Raw genomic sequence first — 19,911 nt, forward strand, 5'->3', positions numbered from 1 at the left:
CAGTTACTCGGAGAGGACCGCGATCGTGCAGCTCGGACTCATCGGCCTGGGCAAGATGGGCTTCAACATGCGGGAGCGGTTGCGCAAGGCCGGCCACGAGGTGGTGGGCTACGACCGCAACCCGGCCGTCACCGACGTCGCCAGCCTGGCCGACCTGGTCGGCGCGCTGGCCGCGCCGCGGACGGTGTGGATCATGGTGCCGGCCGGCGACCCGACCAGGAAGACCGTCGAGGAGCTGCGCGAGCTGCTCGACGAGGGCGACCTCGTGATCGACGGCGGCAACTCGCGGTTCACCGACGACTCGGCCAACTCGGCCGCGCTGGACGAGAAGGGCATCGGCTACCTGGACTGCGGCGTGTCCGGCGGCGTCTGGGGCCTCGAGGTCGGCTACGGCCTGATGGTCGGCGGCGACAAGAAGCACGTCGAGCAGGCGATGCCGATCTTCGACGCGCTGCGTCCGGAGGGTCCGCGTGAGGAGGGCTTCGCGCACGCCGGCCCGGTCGGCGCCGGCCACTTCTCGAAGATGGTGCACAACGGCATCGAGTACGGCCTCATGCAGGCCTACGCCGAGGGCTTCGAGCTGCTGGAGGCCTCCGAGCTGGTCACCGACGTGCCGGCGACGATCAAGGCCTGGCAGCGCGGCACCGTGGTCCGGTCCTGGCTGCTGGACCTGCTGGTCCGGGCCCTGGACTCGGACCCCGAGCTCGACGACCTGCGCGGTTACGTCGAGGACTCCGGCGAGGGCCGGTGGACGGTCGAGGAGGCGATCAACCACTCGGTGCCGGCGCCGGTGATCTCCGCCGCGCTGTTCGCCCGGTTCGCCTCCCGCCAGGACGACTCGCCGGCCATGCGGGCCGTCGCCGCGCTGCGCAACCAGTTCGGCGGGCACGCGGTGCACACGGCTGGGCCGTCGTCCGGCGGCGGATCGACGCACTGACCGGTGTACGTCCGGCACCTCCAGGTCGTCGACTTCCGCTCCTGGGCGCACGCCGACCTGGCGTTCGACCCGGGAGTGAGCGTCTTCGTCGGCTCGAACGGCCAGGGCAAGACCAACCTGGTCGAGGCGATCGGCTACGTGGCCACCCTGGGTTCGCACCGGGTGGCCACGGACGCCCCGCTCGTGCGGTCCGGCAGCCCGCGGGCGGTGATCCGCACCGCCGTGGTCAACGCCGGCCGCGAGCTGCTGGTCGAACTGGAGATCACGCCGGGCAAGGCCAACCGCGCGCGGATCAACCGCGGCCCGGTGCCTCGCCCGCGTGAGGTGCTGGGCATCCTGCGCACCGTGTTGTTCGCGCCGGAGGACCTGGCGCTAGTCCGCGGCGATCCCGGCGAGCGTCGCAAGTTCATGGACGACCTGCTGGTCGCGCGGGCCCCTCGGTACGCGGGGATCCGTTCCGACTACGAGCGAGTGCTCAAGCAGCGCAGTGCCCTGCTGAAGTCGGCGGGCGCGGCGCGGCGGGCCGGCGGGCGCGGTGATCTCAGCACGTTGGAAGTGTGGGACGGTCACCTGGCCGCGCAGGGCGCGCAGCTGCTGGCCGGCCGGCTGGACCTGATCGACGACCTCGCGCCGCTGGTCGCGGCCAACTACGCGGGGGTCGCGCCCGAGTCGCGGCCGGTGTCCATCAAGTACCGGTCGACGCTGGGCGACGCGCTGCCGCAGCGCGAACGGGCGGACATCGCCGAGTTGGAAGCGGCGCTGCTGGCCGAGATCGCCCGGGTCCGGCCGCAGGAGGTGGAGCGCGGGGTCTGCCTGGTCGGGCCCCATCGGGACGAGCTGGAGCTGACGCTGGGCGACAACCCGGCCAAGGGCTACGCCAGTCACGGAGAGTCATGGTCTTTCGCGCTCGCGTTGCGGCTGGGCGCGTACGACCTGCTGCGCGATGATGGGGCCGAGCCGGTGCTGGTGCTCGACGACGTGTTCGCCGAGCTGGACCGCAGGCGGCGGCAGCAACTGGCGAAGGTGGCGGCGAACGCGGAGCAGGTGCTCGTGACCGCGGCGGGCGCCGAGGATGTGCCGGAGGAGTTGGCCGGCGCACGGTACGAGGTCCGCGACGGCGAGGTGAACCGTGTCCGATGAGCCCGCGGGCAATCCGCCACTAGGGGTACGCATGGATGGCTCCAGGTACCCCACATCTGGGGATAAACCTGTGGATGGTGTGGATAACTCGGTGACTCCGGGGCGTCAAACCCCCGCCGAACCGGCCAGTAGTGCGGCAAATGGAGCAAATCGGGCAGGATTGACTCCCGAGTCGTCACCTGATGGTGGACAACCCGAACGCGTGATCGACCGGCTGCCGGAGGGGTTGACCGGATCCGATCTGGCCCGCGCCGCCCTCGCCGCCGCCCGCGAGGCGAGCAAGGCCCGCAAGCCGTCCCAGCGCTCGATGCCGGCGGTCCGGCGTGGCCGCCGCCGGCGCTGGTCGGGCTCCGGGGCCGACGACCGGGACCCGCAGCCGCTGGGTCGGCTGGTCTCCCGGCTGGCCATGGACCGGGGCTGGAGCGACCAGCTCTCCGGCGGCCAGGTGTTCGCCAAGTGGCCGCACCTGGTCGGCGCCGAGGTGGCCCAGCACGCGAAACCGGTGACGTTGCGTGAGGGCGAGCTGGTGGTGCAGGCCGAGTCGACGGCCTGGGCGACCCAGCTTCGGCTGCTCCAGCGCCAGCTCCTGCAGCAGATCGCCAAGGGGGTCGGCCCGAACGTGGTCAAGCGGCTCAAGGTGCAGGGCCCGTCCGCCCCCAACTGGCGATTCGGACCGCTACATGCCCCAGGTCGCGGGCCACGCGACACCTACGGCTGACACACCATGTTTCACGGGAAACACGGCAGCGGGGAAATCACGGCTCACGGAGACGAACGTAGCCGGACCGAGTGACATCCCCAGCCCCGCGGACCCTCATTCACTCACTTCCGGGCTTCTGTGACGTTCTCAGGCGGGTCCTAGCGGCGTTTTCGGCAGGGTCTCCCGGTATACTTTCGGGAGGATGTGAGCACGGCAGCGCTGGACGGTCGTCCGCGCAGGCTCGCAAACCAGTCCTGCGTGGCGTCCCAGAGGGAGACAGCAAAACTCGTGGCTGCCAACACCAACGCTGAGTACAGCGCCAAGTCCATCACCGTCCTCGAGGGTCTCGAGGCGGTCCGCAAGCGGCCGGGCATGTACATCGGCTCCACCGGCGAGCGCGGTCTGCACCACCTCATCTGGGAGGTCGTGGACAACTCCGTCGACGAGGCGATGGCCGGCTACGCCACCAAGGTCGTCCTGGTGCTGCGGGCCGACGGCGGTGTGGAGTGCATCGACGACGGCCGCGGCATCCCGGTCGACGAGCACCCGGTGGAGAAGAAGCCGGCCGTCGAGCTGGTGCTGACCACCCTGCACGCCGGCGGCAAGTTCGACAGCGACTCCTACGCGGTCTCCGGCGGCCTGCACGGCGTCGGCGTCTCCGTGGTGAACGCGCTGGCCACCCGGCTTGAGGTGCACATCAAGCGGGACGGCTTCCACTGGACCCAGACCTACGTGAACTCGGTGCCGACCGGTCCGCTGGTCAAGGGCGAGCCGACCGCCGAGACCGGCACCACCATCACCTACTGGGCCGACCCGGAGATCTTCGAGACCACCGAGTACAACCTGGAGACGGTGTCCCGCCGCCTTCAGGAGATGGCCTTCCTGAACAAGGGCCTGACCATCGTGCTGCGCGACGAGCGGGTCGCCGACGCCGACGCCGAGGCGGACGCCGACGGCCAGGTGGCGCGGGTCAAGGAGCAGACCTTCCACTACCCGGGCGGTCTCGAGGACTTCGTCCGGCACATCAACCGGTCCCGCGAGGCGCTGCACGAGAAGGTCGTGGCCTTCGACGCCAAGGGCGACGACCTCGAGGTCGAGATCGCCATGCAGTGGAACACCGGCTACTCGGAGTCGGTCTACACCTTCGCCAACACGATCAACACCCACGAGGGCGGCACCCACGAGGAGGGCTTCCGCGCCGCGCTCACCCGGGTGGTGAACGAGTACGCCAAGGACAAGAAGCTGGTCAAGGAGAAGGACGGCAACCTCTCCGGCGAGGACATCCGCGAGGGCCTGGCCGCCATCGTCTCGGTCAAGCTCAAGGAGCCCCAGTTCGAGGGCCAGACCAAGACCAAGCTCGGCAACACCTCGGCCAAGTCCTTCGTGCAGAAGGCCTGCAACGAGTGGATCGCCGACTGGTTCGACCGGCACCCGGCCGAGGCCAAGATCATCATCAACAAGGCGGTGTCCTCGGCGCAGGCCCGGCTGGCCGCCCGCAAGGCCCGCGAGCTGGTCCGCCGCAAGGGCGCGCTGGACATCGGCGGCCTGCCCGGCAAGCTCAAAGACTGCCGGTCCACCGACCCGGAAGAGTGCGAGATCTACATCGTCGAGGGCGACTCGGCGGGCGGCTCGGCCAAGGAGGGTCGGGACTCCATGTACCAGGCGATCCTGCCGATCCGCGGCAAGATCATCAACGTGGAGAAGGCGCGCATCGACCGCGTGCTGAAGAACACCGAGGTGCAGAGCATGATCACTGCCTTCGGCACCGGCATCCACGACGACTTCGACCTGGCCAAGCTCAAGTACCACAAGATCGTGCTGATGGCCGACGCCGACGTCGACGGCCAGCACATCCGGACCCTGCTGCTCACGCTGCTGTTCCGGTTCATGCGGCCGCTCATCGAGCACGGGCACGTCTACCTGGCCCAGCCGCCGCTCTACAAGATCAAGTGGCAGCGCGGCGTCGAGCCGGAGTACGCCTACTCCGACCGCGAGCGCGACGGCCTGCTGGAGACCGGCCTGGCCGCCGGCAAGAAGATCGGCAAGGACGACAGCATCCAGCGCTACAAGGGCCTCGGCGAGATGAACGCCCAGGAGCTGTGGGAGACCACCATGGACCCGGCCAACCGGGTGCTGCTCCAGGTCACCATGGACGACGCCGCCACCGCCGACGAGCTGTTCAGCGTGCTGATGGGCGAGGACGTGGAGGCCCGCCGGTCCTTCATCACCCGCAACGCCAAGGACGTCAAGTTCCTCGACGTGTGACGTCCCGGCCCCACCGCCTCCTCCTCGCCTTGTGTGAAAGGAACTCCCAGTCGTGACCGAAACCTTGCCGCCCGACAACCACGGGCGGACCGAGCCGGTCGACATCCAGCAGGAGATGCAGAACTCCTACATCGCGTACGCGATGAGCGTGATCGTCGGTCGCGCGCTGCCCAACGTGTACGACGGCCTCAAGCCGGTGCACGTGCGGGTGCTGTACTCGATGTACGACTCGGGCTTCCGGCCGGACCGCGGCTACAACAAGTGCGCCCGTGTGGTCGGCGACGTGATGGGCAACTACCACCCGCACGGCGACTCGTCGATCTACGACGCGCTGGTGCGCCTGGCCCAGCCGTGGGCGATGCGCTACCCGCTGGTCGACGGCCAGGGCAACTTCGGCTCCTCCGGCAACGACCCGGCCGCCGCCATGCGGTACACCGAGTGCCGGCTCACCCCGTTGGCCATGCACATGTTGCAGGACATCGAGGAAGAGACCGTCGACTTCCGGGACAACTACGACGGCCGCATCCAGGAGCCGATCGTCCTGCCCTCCCGGGTGCCCAACCTGCTGATCAACGGCAGCGCCGGCATCGCCGTCGGCATGGCCACCAACATCCCGCCGCACAACCTGCGCGAGGTCGCGTCGGCCGTGGTGTGGGCGCTGGAGAACCCCGAGGCGCCGGACGAGGAGACGCTGGAAGCGGTGATGGCCCGCATCAAAGGCCCCGACTTCCCGACCCACGGCCTGATCCTGGGCACCCGCGGCATCGAAGACGCCTATCGCACCGGCCGCGGCTCGGTGCGCATGCGCGCGGTGGTCGAGGTGGAGGAGGACAGCAAGGGGCGGACCATCCTGGTCGCCACCGAGCTGCCGTTCCAGGTCAACCCGGACAACCTGGTGGAGAACATCGCCACCCTGGTCCGCGACGGCAAGCTCGCCGGCATCGCCAACATCGCCGACGAGTCCAACAGCCGCACCGGCATGCGCATCGTGGTCACGCTCAAGCGGGACGCGGTGGCCAAGGTCGTGCTGAACAACCTCTACAAGCACACCCAGCTCCAGCACACGTTCGGCGTGAACATGGTGTCCCTGGTCGACGGCGTGCCCCGCACGCTGCGGCTGGACCAGATGATCCGCCTCTACGTGAAGCATCAGATCGAGGTCATCGTCCGGCGGACCAGGTACCGGCTGCGCAAGGCCGAGGAACGGGCCCACATCCTGCGCGGCCTGGTCAAGGCGCTGGACCAGCTGGACGCGGTGATCGCGTTGATCCGCCGGTCGCCCACCGTGGAGGACGCCCGGATCGGCCTGATCGAGCTGCTCGAGGTCGACGAGATCCAGGCCAACGCCATCCTGGAGATGCAGCTGCGCCGGCTGGCCGCCCTGGAGCGGCAGAAGATCGTCGACCAGTTGGCCGAGATCGAGATCGAGATCGCCGACCTCCAGGACATCCTGGCCAAGCCCGAGCGGCAGCGCGCCATCGTGCGCGACGAGCTGATGGAGATCGTCGGCAAGTACGGCGACGACCGGCGCACCCGCATCCTGCCGTTCGACGGCGAGGTCTCCATGGAGGACCTCATCGCCGTCGAGGACGTGGTCGTCACCATCACCCGCACCGGCTACGCGAAGCGGACCAAGACCGACCTGTACCGGTCGCAGAAGCGCGGCGGCAAGGGCGTGCAGGGCGCGCAGCTCAAGCAGGACGACATCATCGCCCACTTCTTCGTCTGCTCCACCCACGACTGGATCCTGTTCTTCACCAACATGGGCCGGGTCTACCGGGCCAAGGCCTACGAGCTGCCCGAGGCCAACCGCAACGCCCGCGGCCAGCACGTGGCCAACCTGCTGGCCTTCCAGCCGGGCGAGGAGATCGCCCAGGTCATCGAGATCCCCAACTACGAGGTCGCGCCGTACCTGGTGCTGGCCACCAAGACCGGCCTGGTCAAGAAGTCGCGGCTGCTCGACTTCGACTCCAACCGGTCCGGCGGCCTGATCGGCATCAACCTCAAGGAGGACGACGAGCTGGTCGGCGCCGTGCTCTGCGCGGCCGAGGACGACCTGCTGCTGGTCTCCGCCGACGGGCAGTCCATCCGGTTCCACGCCACCGACGAGACGCTGCGGCCGATGGGCCGGGCCACCTCCGGCGTGCTGGGCATGCGCTTCAACTCCGGCGACGAGCTGCTGTCGATGGGCGTCGTGCAGCCGGACAAGTTCGTGTTGGTCGCCACCGACGGCGGGTATGCCAAGAGGACGCCGATCGACGACTATCCGATCCAGGGCCGCGGCGGCAAGGGCGTGCTGACCATCCAGTACGACCGCAAGCGTGGCAGGCTGGTCGGTGCGCTGATCGTCGACGAGGACGACGAGTTGTACGCCATCACGTCATCTGGTGGAGTGATCCGCACCAGCGTCGTCCAGGTGCGCAAGGCCGGCCGGCAGACGAAGGGGGTGCGGCTGATGAACCTCGACGAGGGAGGCACCCTGATGGGTGTCGCACGCAACGCCGACGAGCCCACGGACGTCTCCGGAGAGGACGACCAGACCTCCGCGCCGGACGTGGCCGAGTAACAGCGCCGCCGGGAAGACAACGACAAGCTGACTGAGGACCTCTCGTGACAACTCCGGAGAACCCGGAACAGCCGGACGCCAAGACCGAGCACGACCAGGTCGAGAAGAAGTCGGTCGCGACCGAGGAAGCCCCGGCCAAGCCGGAGCAGCCCGCGGCCGCGGCCGAGCCGGCGACCAACGGCGCCGCCAGTCACGAGCAGGAGACAGCCAAGTTCAGCGCCGAGGCCGCCGCTGCCCCGGAGCCGGCGGCGGCCTCCTCGGCGCCGCCGCCCTGGCAGCGCGTCACCGCCGACACCGCCGCGGCCGCGGCCGCCGGCACGACCATCGCGTCCACGGCGTACGACAACGAACCGGTCGACACCAGCTCGCAGGCCACCACCAACTTCCGGCCGGTCACGCCGCCCGAGCCGGCCGCCAGCCCGCTCGACTCGCCCACCGTGTCCACCCGGACCTCGGTCAACCTCGGCGGCCCCACCGCCACCCCGCCCCGGGGCACCGCCGCGCCCACCGCGCTGCGCCGCCCCGGCCGGGGTCCGCGCCGGGCCAGCCTCCAGATCAAGCGCGTCGACCCGTGGTCGGTGCTCAAGCTGGCGCTCGTGCTCGGCTTCGCCATGTTCCTGGTCTGGATGGTCGCCGTCGGCGTGCTGTACAGCGTGCTCGGCGGCATGAACGTGTGGACCAAGCTCAACGGCACCTACAACGACCTCGTGCAGGGCGGCGACAACAGCGGTGGCGACCTGATCAGCGCCGGCCGCGTCTTCGGCGTGGCCGCCGTCGTCGGACTCGTGAACGTGATCCTGTTCACGGCCATGGCCACCGTCAGCGCCTTCATCTACAACGTGTGCGCTGACCTGGCCGGAGGCGTCGAAGTGACGCTCTCCGAGCGGGAGTAGACCCGGTTTGGATCAGGGGAGAGGGGTGCGGTAATCTCTTCTCCCGTAAGGGCCCATAGCTCAGGCGGTTAGAGCGCTTCGCTGATAACGAAGAGGTCGGAGGTTCAAGTCCTCCTGGGCCCACGCGATCGATCGGGTGAAGTGTGCCTGGAAGCGAAGCTTCCAGGCCTTTATCGTTCGCAGGGCTTTCTGGGGCTCTCGCCCCAGACCCCAAGGCAGGGCGGGCTCCGCCCCCCTGCACCCCCCTTTCGGCTTCGCTTCGCTCGCCTGTGGTGGGGGCGGCGGAGGTTCGAGTGGGGCGGTGGGGGCCGGGGCTGGAAGATGCTTCGCCCGGTGGGACGACGTGTATGTTGGGGACTACCTGTCCTGAATATTGGGGTGGCTAGCGCCGAGGAGGCGACCAGACGTGAAGAAGCTCATCGCGCTCGTGGCTGTGGCCGGGGTCGTGCTGTTCATCGTGCGGAAGCAGCGCTCCGCCAAGGCCGAGGCCGACCTGTGGCGCGAGGCGACGGCTCCGACCGACTGAGGTCGGGCGAGACGATCACCGGGGTAGCGCGGTCAGAGCCCGCGGGCCCCTCGGGGACATAGCTCAATTGGCAGAGCACCGCCTTTGCAAGGCGGGGGTTAGGGGTTCGATTCCCCTTGTCTCCACTCGCTCGTGGGCGAGCTGTGCTGGACGCTTCGCGTCCTAGCCTCGCTCGCTCGTCATCACACTGGGGCTCTCGCCCCAGACCCCAAGGCAGGGCGGGCTTCGCCCCCCTGCACCCCCCTTCGGGCTCGGCTCGCTGGCGCTCGCCCTCGCCGTTGGATCGGCTTCGCTTCGCTCGCCCCTGGTTGGGGGGCGGCTTCGCTTCGCTCGCCTCGGGGTTGGTTGCGGCTCGTTGGTGCGGCCGCCGGCTGGGGCGTCCTGCTGTTGGTCGCAGGTTCCTTGGTGTCGACCTGGTTGCGGCTCGTTGGTGCGGCCGCCGGCTGGGGCTTGCGCGCTCGGCGTTGGCGTCTCCTCTCCTCTCCTTCGTCTTGGGGATTTGTTGAGCGGGGGTGACTCTTGTCCGTTTTGTGAGGGTGGGGTTAGCGTCGGGGGTAGGGGCGGGGCGGTGGGGTCGCGCCGAGGGGTGGGGAGATCCTGTATGAGACGAGCTGTGGGGATGGCGGCTGCGGTGGTGGTCGCGGCGGGGCTTGTCGGGGTGGGGAGTGGGCCGGCGGCGGGGGACGTTGGAGTGCCGGTGGGGGATGGGAACGGGTTCGTGGCGGTGGGGCCGCAGCGGGTGTTGGACACCCGAGTCAGCGGCGGGCCGGTGGGGAGTGACGGGGTACGGGTGCTGGACCTGGCGGGGAAGGTGCCGTCGGAGGCCCGGGCGGTGGTGCTGAACCTGACGGGGACGGATGTCACGGCGGCGACCAACGTAACGGTGTGGCCGGACGGGGCGGCGCGGCCGGTGGCGTCGAACCTGAACCTGGAGCGGGGACAGACGGCGGCGAATCTGGTGACGGTGCAGGTGGGGGCCGGGGGCAAGGTCGATCTGTACAACCACGCGGGGTCGGTGAACCTGGTGGCGGATCTGGCCGGGTATTACGCGCCCAGTGATGGGGTGGGGTTCACGGCGTTGACGCCGGTGCGGGCGTTGGACACCCGGGTGAGTGGGGGGAAGGTGGGCCCGGACTCGTCCCGGGTGCTGGATCTGGCGGGGAAGGTGCCGGCGGGGGCCAAAGCGGTGGTGCTGAACCTGACCGGGACGGACACCTCGGCGGAGACGTATGTGTCGGTGTGGCCGGACGGGCAGGCCAGGCCGGCGGCGTCGGCGTTGAACCTGGGGCGAGGGGAAACGAGGCCGAATCTGGTGACGGTGCAGGTGGGGGCCGGGGGAAAGATCGATCTCTACAACCACGCGGGGTCGGTGCACCTGATCGTTGACGTGGCGGGGTACTACTCGGCGGAGTCGGTGGCGACGTTCAGCCCGTTGAGCCCGGCGCGCGTGCTGGACACCAGGCGACAGTGGACCGATCAGTACGGGGCGTTGGGGCCGAACGCGACGAAGACGCTGGACCTGGCGGGCCGGGTGCCGGTGAGAGCGACGGCGGTGGTGGCCAACCTGACGGGGACGAACCCGACAGCGAGCACGTATGTGGCGGCGTATCCGGGCGGGACGACCAGGGATCCGAACGGCCCGTCGAACCTGAACCTGGTGGCCGGGCAGACCTCGCCGAACCTCGCGGTGGTGTCGGTCAGCGGGGACGCGAAGCTGAACCTGTACAACCACAGCGGATCGGTGGACCTGATCGTCGACCTGGCCGGGTACTTCGCGCCGAGGACGACGCAGTGCGTCAACGGCTGCGTGTACTCGTGGGGCGACAACGCGGAAGGCCAGCTGGGGCAGCGTAGTTACGGCGGGGCGACCCAGCACCCGAGCGGGGTGTTCGGGCTGACGGACGTGACGTCGATCGGGACCAACGGGCCGGAGGGGTTCGCGGTGCGGGCCGACGGAACGCTGTGGGCGTGGGGCCAGAACGACTCGGGGAACTGGTCGCAGTGCCTGGACGAGGCAATGAAGTACACCAGCATGTGCGTGCAGAACGCGCCGGTGCGAGTCGGCGCTCCGGAAGGCGTGCGGGCCGTGGTCCCCAGTGCGCTGGACTGGGAGATGTACGCGCTGCTGGACAGCGGCCAGGTCTGGGTGTCGTACGGCGTGGAGAACTACACCGACGAACCCCGGGGCGGGTCGCACTACGTCGACGGCTTCCGTAATGTCACCGCGCTGGCCGGCGGTCGGGTGAACAACTACGCCCTCAAGACCGACGGCACGGTGTGGGGCGTGGGCTCCGACGACGACGGCAACCTCGGCAACGGTGTGTGCCAGTCCGGCTTCTGCGAGGTGCGCAAGCCGGTGCAGGTCCAGGGGCTGACCGACGTGGTGTCGGTCGCCGGCGGCGACGGGCAGGGCTATGCGGTGAAGTCCGACGGCACGGTGTGGGTGTGGGGTCACGACGCCAAGGGATTGAGCGGCGGCAGCGGCAATGCCTACACGCCGGTGCAGATCCCGGGGCTGAGCAATGTGGTTTCCGTTGCCGCGCATGAGAACTACGGCTTGGCGCTGCGGGCCGACGGCACGGTTTGGGCCTGGGGCAACAACAAGTACGGGACGCTGGGCAACGGCAGCCGCGACGACGCGTGGCAGTACAGCGTGTCGCAGGTGCCGGGACTGAGCGGCGTCACGTCCGTCACGGCCGGGCTTTCCGAGGCGTACGCGGTGAAATCGGACGGGACGGTGTGGGCGTGGGGGCAGTCGGCCACGCACCCGACCCAGGTGCCAGGGCTGACCGGCGTGGCCAAGGTGGCGGCGGACCGGCTCGACCACGCCTACGCGTTGGTGCCGCACCAGGGCTGAGGCGCTGAGCGGGACTCTGGTTGACTGTCGGCCCTATGAGGAACGCCGCGCTGTACACCGGAGTCCTGCTCACCGCTGTCGTGCTCGGCGGCTGCTCGTCGCAGCCGCAGGCGTCAACGACGACAACCACGCCGTCGCCGACGACCAGTAGCGCGTCGACCTCGACGAGCGCGGCGGCGCCGGGGGATCCGGTGGCGGCGACGACGGCGCAGTGCCCGTATCTGAGCTCGGACTTCGTGGCCGATGCCAACGGGGAGAAGGTCACCAAGGTGATGATCTCCGCCGACAAGCCGCACCCGGCGTGCTTCTTCTACAGCTTCGGCAATGACAAGCAGCTGGTCGTGCAGGTGTACGTGGGTCAAGCGGCGGCGGCGACGGCGCTGGTGAACAAGGCGGCGCCGATCGACTCGTCGGACAAGGCGGACCTGCCTGGCGGCTGGAACGGCGGGTCGATGGCGACCTCGACGGGCGCGGTCTACGCGGTGGCCAAGGCCGGCTCAGCGGTGGTGGCGTTCACCGACCAGAAGCAGACGATCAAGGCCAAGCAGGTGGTGAAGCAGGCGATCGCCGCCCTCGGGTTGTGAGGACGGCGATCGCGTTGCGGCACGAACTCAGTGCTGCACGGCCTTCTCGGCGTGGGCGCCGGTGAGGGAGCGGACCTCCATCTCGGCGTACTTGTCCTCGTCGGACTTGTCCTTGCCCAGCACGGTGCCGAGGTAGCCGAGCAGGAACGACAGCGGGATCGAGACCAGGCCCGGGTTGCTCAGCGGGAACCAGTCGAAGTGCGCGTCCGGGAAGATCGAGGTCTTCGCGCCGGACACCACCGGCGAGAAGACGATCAGGCCGACCGTGATGATCACGCCGCCGTAGATGCTCCACAGCGAGCCGGTGGTGGTGAAGCGCTTCCAGAACAACGAGTACAGGATGGTCGGCAGGTTGGCCGACGCGGCGATGGCGAAGGCCAGCGCCACCAGGAAGGCCACGTTCTGGCCGTTGGTGGCGATGCCGCCGGCGATGGCGACCAGGCCGATCACCACGGCCGACCAGCGGGCCACCTTGACCTCGGAGGTGGCGCTGGCCCGGTCGCCCTTCTTGATCACGTTGACGTAGATGTCGTGCGCGAACGAGGCCGATGCGGTAATGGTCAGGCCGGCGACCACGGCCAGGATGGTCGCGAACGCCACCGCGGCGATCAGGCCGAGCAGCACCGGGCCGCCCAGGGCCAGGGCCAGCAGCGGGGCCGCCGAGTTGACCTTGCCGGGGGCGGCGTTGATCGTCTCCGGGCCGACCAGCGCGCCGGCGCCGTAGCCCAGGACCAGGGTGAACAGGTAGAAGATGCCGATCAGCACGATCGCCCAGACCACCGAGCGCCGCGCCTCCTTGGCCGTGGGCACGGTGTAGAAGCGCATCAGCACGTGCGGCAGGCCGGCGGTGCCCAGCACCAGGGCCAGGCCCAGCGACAGGAAGTCCAGCCGGGAGGTGCCGGTGGCGCCGTACTGCTTGCCCGGGCCGAGCAGCGCCTCACCGGTCTTGCCGCCGTGCGCGACCGCGTCGCCGAGCAGGGCCGACAGGTTGAAGCCGTAGCGGCCGAGCACCCACACCGTCATCACGAACGCGCCGAGAATGAGCAGCACGGCCTTGATGATCTGCACCCACGTGGTGCCCTTCATGCCGCCGACCAGCACGTAGATGATCATCACGACGCCGACCACGCCGACCACCACGGCCTGGCCCGCGGCACTGGTCACGCCGAGCAGCAGGGCGACCAGGCCGCCGGCCCCGTTCATCTGGGCCAGCAGGTAGAACAGCGACACGGCCAGCGTGGAGATGGCGGCCGCGGTGCGGACCGGGCCCTGCTTCATCCGGAAGCTGAGCACGTCGGCCATGGTGAACCGGCCGGTGTTGCGCAGCAGCTCGGCGACCAGCAGCAGCGCCACCAGCCAGGCCACCAGGAAGCCGATCGAGTACAGGAAGCCGTCGTAGCCGTAGATGGCGATCGCGCCGGCGATGCCGAGGAACGACGCGGCCGACAGGTAGTCGCCGGACAGCGCGATGCCGTTCTGCGGGCCGGTGAACGCGCGGCCGGCGGTGTAGAAGTCGGTGGTCGTCCTGGTGCTCCGGCTGGCCCGGAACACGATCACCAGGGTGATCAGCACGAAGACGGCGAAGATGGAGATGTTCAGCGTCGGGTTGCTGCCCTCGACGCCCGCCGCGAGCACGGAGTTGATCACTGGCCGTCCCCTTCGATCTCGTGCCGGATCTGGTCGGCGGCCGGGTCGACCACGCGGTTGGCGAACCGGACGTACAGGCCGGTGATCACGAAGGTGGAGACGAACTGCAGCAGCCCGAACACCAGGCCGACGGTGATGTTGCCGAACAGCTTTGTCGACATGAAGCCATGGGCGTAGTCGGCGAGCAGGACGTACAGCAGATACCAGGCCAGGAACAGGCCGGCCATGGGGAACACGAAGCCGCGCAGCCGACGGCGCAGCTCGGTGAATTCGGGACTGGCCTGGACCTGTTTCCAGTCGGTCGCCGCCGGTGTCGGCGCGGCGGCGGAGTCTTCGGTGGTGCCCACGGCAACCTCCCGGACGGGGGACAGTTACCCGCCGTAACCTAGGAGATGCAGGTCACATCGACAGCACTCAATCGGGCATAAGCGACCAGCGGGACCGCTGCGCCCCAGGAACGGTGGTGTTTCCGCGACGAACGGTGCTCCGCCCAGCTCAGCGGGGCGGAGCACCGCCCGCTCACTTGTCCGCGGTGCGCGGCGCCTCCCGGCCGTTGCGCGCCGGCTCGGGCACCGGCACCGAGCTCGCCTCGTCCCGAACGTCCTGTAGGCGCACCTCGCGCGGCCGCCGCGACAGCACGACGACCGCCGCCGTCGCGCCGCCGGCCACCAGCAACCCGACCAGCCACGGCCACCGCCGCCGCTTCGGCCGCGGGTCGATGCTGTCGGCCAGGTCCTCGGCGACCTTGCGGGCCTGCTTGCGGATCTTGTTGGCGTTGCGCACGGTCTCGGCCCTGGCCTTGCCCGCGGTGCGCCGCAGATCCCGCCGCGCCTGCTTGGCCGCCTTGCGCGCGGCCTTGCGGGTCGGCGCGAACTCCTCGCCCGCGAAATCCACCAGTTCGTGCGTGCGCTCGATGCCGGCCTGGCCTGCGCGGACGGCCTTGCGGCGGGCGGCGCGGACCGCCCTGCCGACCGCCTCGCCGGCCTTCGCGCCGGCCTCGGTCATGGTCTCGACCTCGTCCATCTGCTGCTCCAAGCCCGTCGATCGGTACCGATCTGACCGATCCAGTCTGCCCCTACCGCCCCGATCCCGCCGTGGATGGCACGATGGAGTGGTGGCTGACAACGACATCGTCGGGGCGACCCTGCACACCACGCAGGGCGACATCCGCCTGCATCTGTTCGAGAACCACGCCCCGCACACCGTCCGCAACTTCGCCGGGCTGGCCGAGGGCACTGCCAACTACACGACCGAGAACGCCCGCGGCGAGAAGTCGGGTCCGTTCTACGACGGAGCGGTCTTCCACCGCGTGATCAAGGGCTTCATGCTCCAGGGCGGCGACCCGACCGGCACCGGCCGCGGCGGCCCCGGCTACACCTTCAAGGACGAGTTCCACTCGGAGCTGGTGTTCAACAAGCCGTACCTGCTGGCCATGGCCAACGCCGGGCCCGGCACCAACGGCTCCCAGTTCTTCATCACGGTGGGCCCGACCCCGCACCTCAACCGCAAGCACACGATCTTCGGCGAGGTCCGCGACGCCGAGTCCCGGGCGGTGGTGGACGCGATCGCCAACACGCCCACCGACCGCAGCGACCGGCCGCTGACCGAGGTCGCCATCGAGAAGATCACGATCGAGCGCGGCTGACCCCGTGACCGCGCCGTACGGGCCGCCGCCGACCGACGCGCTGCCCGCCTGTTACCGCCACCCCGGCCGGCACACCGGCCTGCGCTGCACCCGGTGTGACCGGCCGACGTGTCCGGAATGCCTGCGCGACGCCGCCGTCGGCCAGCAGTGCGTGGAATGCGTGCACGAGGGCCGGCGCAGCGTGCGGCAGCCGGTGAACCGGGTCGGCGGCCGCATGGCCGAGCGCCCGGTGCTGGTCTACTTGCTGATCGCGGTCAACGTGGTGATCTTCGGGATCACCGTCGTGCAGGCCGGCAGCGTCGCCGGCAACTCCAACTCGCCGCTGTTCGACGCGTGGGTGACCTGGCCGCGGGCGGCCGCGGTCAACGGCGAGTGGTGGCGGCTGGTCACCGGCGGTTTCCTGCACTACGGCCTCATCCACATCGCGGTGAACATGCTGTCGCTGTGGATGCTGGGCCGGGACCTGGAGCGCATCCTCGGCCGGGTCCGGTTCGCCGCGGTGTACTTCCTGTCGCTGATCGGCGGCTCGGTCGCGGTGATGCTGTTCTCCAGCCCGGACACCGGCGCGGCCGGCGCGTCCACCGCGCTGTACGGCCTGATGGGCTGCTACCTGGTGGCCATCCTGCGGCTCAAGCTGGACCCGCGGCCGATCCTGATCACCCTCGCGGTCAACGTGTTCATCACGTTCACCCTGCCCGGCATCTCCATCACCGGGCACTTCGGCGGCCTGGTCGTGGGCGCGATCGCCATGGCCGCGATCGTCTACGCGCCGGCCCGCAACCGCCAGTGGTGGCAGGGCGGCGTGCTAACGGCCGTGCTGCTGGTGCTCGTGCTGATGTACGCGACCAGGGCGGCGCAGCTGGTGTCAGCCCTGGGGCCAGGGACGTAGCGCCTGGAGCTGCTCGACGACGTCGACCGGATCCTCGCCGAGGTCCAGTTTGCCGAACACGATCAGGCCGTCGTCGTGCAGCACCGTCAGCTCGACGGTGGAGGTGACCCGGCCCAGCCGCCGGCCGTGCGCCAGGCGGATGCGCACTTCCGGCCAGGCCCACGTGCGGCTGGAGAACAGCCCGCGCACCGTCACGCCCTGCTCGTCGGCCCGCAGCCGGGGCCGGGCCAGCGTGCCGAACAGCGAGATCGCCGCCAGCAGCAGCGCCGCCAGCGTCAGCAGCACCCGGCCGCCCGGGTCCGTGCCGACCACCGCCAGCAGGACGGCGATCGCGGTCAGCACCCAGCCGATGCCGACCAGCGGCGCCTGCGGGGCCCAGCGGTACTCCGTCGTGGTGGGCTCGGTCATGTGCACGCTCCGGCGCTTGTGCTTTTTGGCGCAAAGTTGTCCACAGGAGTTGTCCCCACTGGGGATGACTTACACCCGTGTCGTTCGATGACCGGCAGGTGAACTCGCTGAACGACGGTGTAACAGACAACGACCCGGACGTGTCACGCCCGGGCCGTCGTCACGCGTGGTGAGCGGTCAGCGCCACCGCATGGTCATCAGCAGGCCGATGATCATCAGCGCGAAGCCGATGAGGAAGTTCCACGAGCCCAGCGACTCCATGACCGGGATGCCGGTGGGCACCAGGTAGTAGGCCACCAGCCACGCCAGGCCGAGCAGCATCATGCCGAGCATGACCGTCACGTACACCGGGTGGGACGGGCCGACCGCCTTCACCTTGACCGGCGTGCGCCGATCGGTCGGCGGCGTGTAGACCGTCTTCTTGCGGACCTTCGACTTGGGCATCTTTCCTCGCCTGACCTCGCGCGCTGAGGCATCGGTGGCTGCGCGGGGCAACCACTGCCAGGGGTAACACGTTAACGTAATCGAGGATGCCAGCGAACCACTAGTTGAGGTCAGGGGCACAGGAGGCGTACACGTGAGCTACGACCCGCGGCCGGCGGCGGGACGTCCCCCCGGCTGGCGTCCTCGCCCTGCGCCCGAACAGCCCACGGTGTTCCTCCCGAAGATCGACGTGCTCGACCAGGAGCCGGGTTCGCGCCGGCGCCACCAGGAGGAAGAGGACGACACCGGTCGCATCGACACCGACGACTCCTACGGCGACGAGCTGGAGTCGCCCCCGCCGCCCAAGGACACCGCCCGCCGCGTCGTCCGCACGTTCGGCGAGCTGTTCATCACCGCCGGCCTGGTGATCCTGCTCTTCGTCGTCTACGAGGTGTACTGGACCGACCTGATCTCGGCCGGCAAGCAGAACCAGGCCACCTCCTCGCTCGACGACAAGTGGAAGGACCAGGACACCGTGGGCGGCCCGCAGCGCGGCACCCACTACGACCTGGCCGAGGGGCAGGGCTTCGCCAAGCTCTACGTGCCCGCGCTCGGCGCCGACTACCACTTCACCATCGTCGAGGGCACCACCGACGCCGACCTGGACATCGGCCCCGGCCACTACATCGGCAGCGCGCTGCCCGGCCAGCCCGGCGACTTCGCCGTGGCCGGCCACCGGGTCGGCAAGGGCGCGCCGTTCAACGACCTGGACCTGATCAGCTCCTGCGACGCCATCGTGGTGGAGACCGACACCGACTGGTTCGTCTACCGGATGCTGCCCACCACCGCCGAGGTGTCCGGCTGGGCCGCCGGCAAGGGCAGCCAGCCCCAGTGCAAGGGCGTCGCGCCGCTGGGCGGGGCCTATGCCGGGCTGGTCGGGCAGGAGACCGTGCTGCCGTCGCAGGGCGACGTCATCGCCCCCGTGCCACACAAGGCCGACCTCCAGCTCCCGGCCGGGCAGCAGGTCTCGCTGATGACGCTGACCACCTGCACGCCGAAGTTCTCGGCCTCGCACCGGCTGATCCTGCACGCCGTGCTCACCAACCAGTACGCCAAGGACCCCAAGCAGCCGGACAAGGCTCCGCCGGAGCTGAAGGAGACCGACTGACGTGTACGGCTGGATCTGGCGGCACCTGCCCGGGCCGACCGCGGCCAAGGTCGCCGAGGCCGTGGTGCTGGTGCTCGGCGTCGTCGCGCTGCTGATGCTGGTGGTGTTCCCGTGGGTAGAGCCGCTGCTGCCCTTCAACCAGGTGACAACGGGGTAGGTTCCTTCCATGCGCGTCCTGGTCGTCGACAACTACGACAGCTTCGTCTACAACCTGGTGCAGTACCTGGCCCAGCTCGGGGCCACCTGCGTCGTGCGGCGCAACGACGTCGTGCAGCTGTCCGACGTCGCGGCCGCCGACGGAGTGCTGATCAGCCCCGGCCCCAGCACACCCGAGCGGGCCGGCGCCAGCATGGACGTCATCCGCCACTGCGCCACCGAGCGCATCCCCGTGCTCGGCGTCTGCCTCGGCCACCAGGCCATCGGCGCCGTCTTCGGCGGCACCGTCGACCGGGCGCCCGAGCTCCTGCACGGCAAGACCAGCCTCGTCCACCACAGCGGTGTCGGCGTGCTGGCCGGCGTTCCCTCGCCCTTCGTCGCCACCCGGTACCACTCGCTCACCGTGCTGCCCGAGACCGTGCCCGCCGAGCTCGAGGTCACCGGCAAGACCGACACCGGCATCGTCATGGCCATGCGCCACCGCGAGCTGCCCATCCACGGCGTGCAGTTCCACCCCGAGTCCGTGCTCACCGACGGCGGCCACCGCATGCTCGCCAACTGGATGGCCTCCGCCGGCTTCCCCGTCGCCCCCGAGCGCGTCAACGAACTCGAAGCCGGCATGCGCCGCCTGGCCGCCGCCGCTGCCGCCGTTTAGCCCAACCTCGCTTCCGGGGGCATTACCGTGCACGGAATGACCCTGAAGCGGCAGGCGCAAAGCAAAGGGTGACGGCAATGACTTCTCGCTCGTGGGAGGACGTCAAGCGGGAGATGGACGCCATTGATCGGGCGTCCGGACGGGACGTGGCCGCGGCCAAAGCGGCGGCGCGCGAAAAGTTTGAGGCGTTCGTCATCGGTCATCACCTCGGGATGTTGCGGGCGAAGGCGAAGCTGACGCAGGTGCAGGTGGGCGAGCGGATGGGCATCAGCCAGGCGCGGGTGAGCCAGTTGGAGCGTGGGGATGTCAATCAACTGGAAGTCGCCACCGTGGGGCGGTATGTCGCCGCAGTGGGAGGCCGGCTTCGGTTGGTCGCCGATTTTGCCGACCACGATGTCGTGATCACCGAGCCCGAGATGGACGAGAGCGAGAGCTGCGTCTGACTCCGCACA

Annotated in this window: 19 protein-coding genes, 2 tRNA genes and 1 pseudogene; 17 read left to right on the forward strand and 5 right to left on the reverse strand. The window is 69.6% G+C overall.

The features are described from left to right. The first annotated feature begins 22 nt into the window (after window positions 1–22). The 11 genes and pseudogenes from gnd to ACIG5F_RS06850 all read left to right on the forward strand — a co-directional run bounded on the left by gnd (window position 23) and on the right by ACIG5F_RS06850 (window position 12,468). A complete protein-coding gene (gnd, locus tag ACIG5F_RS06800; protein ID WP_396516872.1) occupies window positions 23–937 on the forward strand; it encodes a phosphogluconate dehydrogenase (NAD(+)-dependent, decarboxylating) in 915 nt (304 codons plus the stop codon). Window positions 938–940: 3 nt separating this feature from the next. Beyond that, window positions 941–2,077, forward strand: coding sequence for a DNA replication/repair protein RecF (gene recF, locus ACIG5F_RS06805; RefSeq protein WP_396516464.1), 1,137 nt, complete (start codon window positions 941–943; stop codon window positions 2,075–2,077). A 202-nt stretch (window positions 2,078–2,279) separates the two neighbouring features. After that, on the forward strand, window positions 2,280–2,795 hold the full coding sequence (locus ACIG5F_RS06810; protein ID WP_396516465.1) for a DUF721 domain-containing protein: 516 nt from the start codon (window positions 2,280–2,282) through the stop codon (window positions 2,793–2,795). Between the two features lie 270 nt (window positions 2,796–3,065). Beyond that, complete coding sequence (gene gyrB, locus ACIG5F_RS06815) at window positions 3,066–5,042, forward strand: DNA topoisomerase (ATP-hydrolyzing) subunit B (RefSeq protein WP_396516466.1); 1,977 nt, start codon at window positions 3,066–3,068, stop codon at window positions 5,040–5,042. 52 nt (window positions 5,043–5,094) lie between these two features. Continuing rightward, window positions 5,095–7,608: a DNA gyrase subunit A gene (gene gyrA, locus ACIG5F_RS06820; RefSeq protein WP_396516467.1), complete on the forward strand. Its 2,514-nt coding sequence runs from the start codon at window positions 5,095–5,097 to the stop codon at window positions 7,606–7,608. Between the two features lie 44 nt (window positions 7,609–7,652). Continuing rightward, the gene (locus tag ACIG5F_RS06825; RefSeq protein ID WP_396516468.1) at window positions 7,653–8,501 is read left to right on the forward strand and encodes a DUF3566 domain-containing protein; all 849 of its coding nucleotides are present in this window, start codon (window positions 7,653–7,655) and stop codon (window positions 8,499–8,501) included. A gap of 49 nt (window positions 8,502–8,550) precedes the next feature. Beyond that, window positions 8,551–8,624 (forward strand) — tRNA-Ile (locus ACIG5F_RS06830). A 283-nt stretch (window positions 8,625–8,907) separates the two neighbouring features. Beyond that, window positions 8,908–9,024: pseudogene (locus tag ACIG5F_RS06835) on the forward strand (DLW-39 family protein); the annotation flags it as partial. A 55-nt stretch (window positions 9,025–9,079) separates the two neighbouring features. Next, window positions 9,080–9,152, forward strand: a tRNA-Ala gene (locus ACIG5F_RS06840). A 572-nt stretch (window positions 9,153–9,724) separates the two neighbouring features. Further along, entirely contained in the window at window positions 9,725–11,884 is a 2,160-nt protein-coding gene (locus tag ACIG5F_RS06845; RefSeq protein ID WP_396516469.1) for an RCC1 domain-containing protein, read from the forward strand. Window positions 11,885–11,919: 35 nt separating this feature from the next. Further along, entirely contained in the window at window positions 11,920–12,468 is a 549-nt protein-coding gene (locus tag ACIG5F_RS06850; protein WP_396516470.1) for a DUF2020 domain-containing protein, read from the forward strand. 27 nt (window positions 12,469–12,495) lie between these two features. Here ACIG5F_RS06850 and ACIG5F_RS06855 read toward each other — a convergent pair whose 3' ends face one another. From ACIG5F_RS06855 to ACIG5F_RS06865, 3 genes are all read right to left on the reverse strand, one after another. Beyond that, window positions 12,496–14,115: a cation acetate symporter gene (locus ACIG5F_RS06855; protein ID WP_396516471.1), complete on the reverse strand. Its 1,620-nt coding sequence runs from the start codon at window positions 14,113–14,115 to the stop codon at window positions 12,496–12,498. Further along, window positions 14,112–14,462, reverse strand: coding sequence for a DUF485 domain-containing protein (locus tag ACIG5F_RS06860; RefSeq protein ID WP_396516472.1), 351 nt, complete (start codon window positions 14,460–14,462; stop codon window positions 14,112–14,114). The genes ACIG5F_RS06855 and ACIG5F_RS06860 overlap by 4 nt, the downstream gene beginning before the upstream one ends. A 172-nt stretch (window positions 14,463–14,634) precedes the next feature. Further along, window positions 14,635–15,138, reverse strand: coding sequence for a hypothetical protein (locus ACIG5F_RS06865; protein WP_396516473.1), 504 nt, complete (start codon window positions 15,136–15,138; stop codon window positions 14,635–14,637). Between the two features lie 91 nt (window positions 15,139–15,229). On the opposite strand from ACIG5F_RS06865, the gene ACIG5F_RS06870 reads away from it, so the two are divergent. Together ACIG5F_RS06870 and ACIG5F_RS06875 are read left to right on the forward strand one after the other, a co-directional pair. Then, on the forward strand, window positions 15,230–15,760 hold the full coding sequence (locus ACIG5F_RS06870) for a peptidylprolyl isomerase (RefSeq protein ID WP_396516474.1): 531 nt from the start codon (window positions 15,230–15,232) through the stop codon (window positions 15,758–15,760). Window positions 15,761–15,764: 4 nt separating this feature from the next. Next, entirely contained in the window at window positions 15,765–16,649 is an 885-nt protein-coding gene (locus ACIG5F_RS06875) for a rhomboid family intramembrane serine protease (RefSeq protein ID WP_396516475.1), read from the forward strand. Here the strand turns inward: ACIG5F_RS06875 and ACIG5F_RS06880 are convergent. Both ACIG5F_RS06880 and crgA read right to left on the reverse strand, forming a co-directional pair. Further along, entirely contained in the window at window positions 16,626–17,057 is a 432-nt protein-coding gene (locus ACIG5F_RS06880) for a PH domain-containing protein (protein ID WP_396516477.1), read from the reverse strand. The two genes, ACIG5F_RS06875 and ACIG5F_RS06880, sit on opposite strands and share 24 nt — an antisense overlap. Window positions 17,058–17,234: 177 nt before the next feature. Then, complete coding sequence (crgA, locus tag ACIG5F_RS06885; RefSeq protein ID WP_043720472.1) at window positions 17,235–17,501, reverse strand: cell division protein CrgA; 267 nt, start codon at window positions 17,499–17,501, stop codon at window positions 17,235–17,237. Between the two features lie 208 nt (window positions 17,502–17,709). Here crgA and ACIG5F_RS06890 point away from each other — a divergent pair, with 208 nt between their 5' ends. From ACIG5F_RS06890 to ACIG5F_RS06905, 4 genes are all read left to right on the forward strand, one after another. Continuing rightward, entirely contained in the window at window positions 17,710–18,648 is a 939-nt protein-coding gene (locus tag ACIG5F_RS06890) for a class E sortase (RefSeq protein ID WP_396516478.1), read from the forward strand. Window position 18,649: 1 nt separating this feature from the next. Next, the gene (locus ACIG5F_RS06895; protein WP_396516479.1) at window positions 18,650–18,805 is read left to right on the forward strand and encodes a hypothetical protein; all 156 of its coding nucleotides are present in this window, start codon (window positions 18,650–18,652) and stop codon (window positions 18,803–18,805) included. A gap of 9 nt (window positions 18,806–18,814) precedes the next feature. Continuing rightward, window positions 18,815–19,459 (forward strand): aminodeoxychorismate/anthranilate synthase component II, encoded by a 645-nt coding sequence (locus ACIG5F_RS06900; RefSeq protein WP_396516480.1) that lies wholly within the window; start codon window positions 18,815–18,817, stop codon window positions 19,457–19,459. 77 nt (window positions 19,460–19,536) lie between these two features. Next, window positions 19,537–19,902, forward strand: coding sequence for a helix-turn-helix domain-containing protein (locus tag ACIG5F_RS06905; RefSeq protein WP_396516481.1), 366 nt, complete (start codon window positions 19,537–19,539; stop codon window positions 19,900–19,902). Window positions 19,903–19,911: the final 9 nt, after the last annotated feature.

Origin of the sequence: Kutzneria sp. NPDC052558 (genome assembly GCF_044547355.1) — a bacterium.
Lineage (GTDB): Bacteria > Actinomycetota > Actinomycetes > Mycobacteriales > Pseudonocardiaceae > Kutzneria.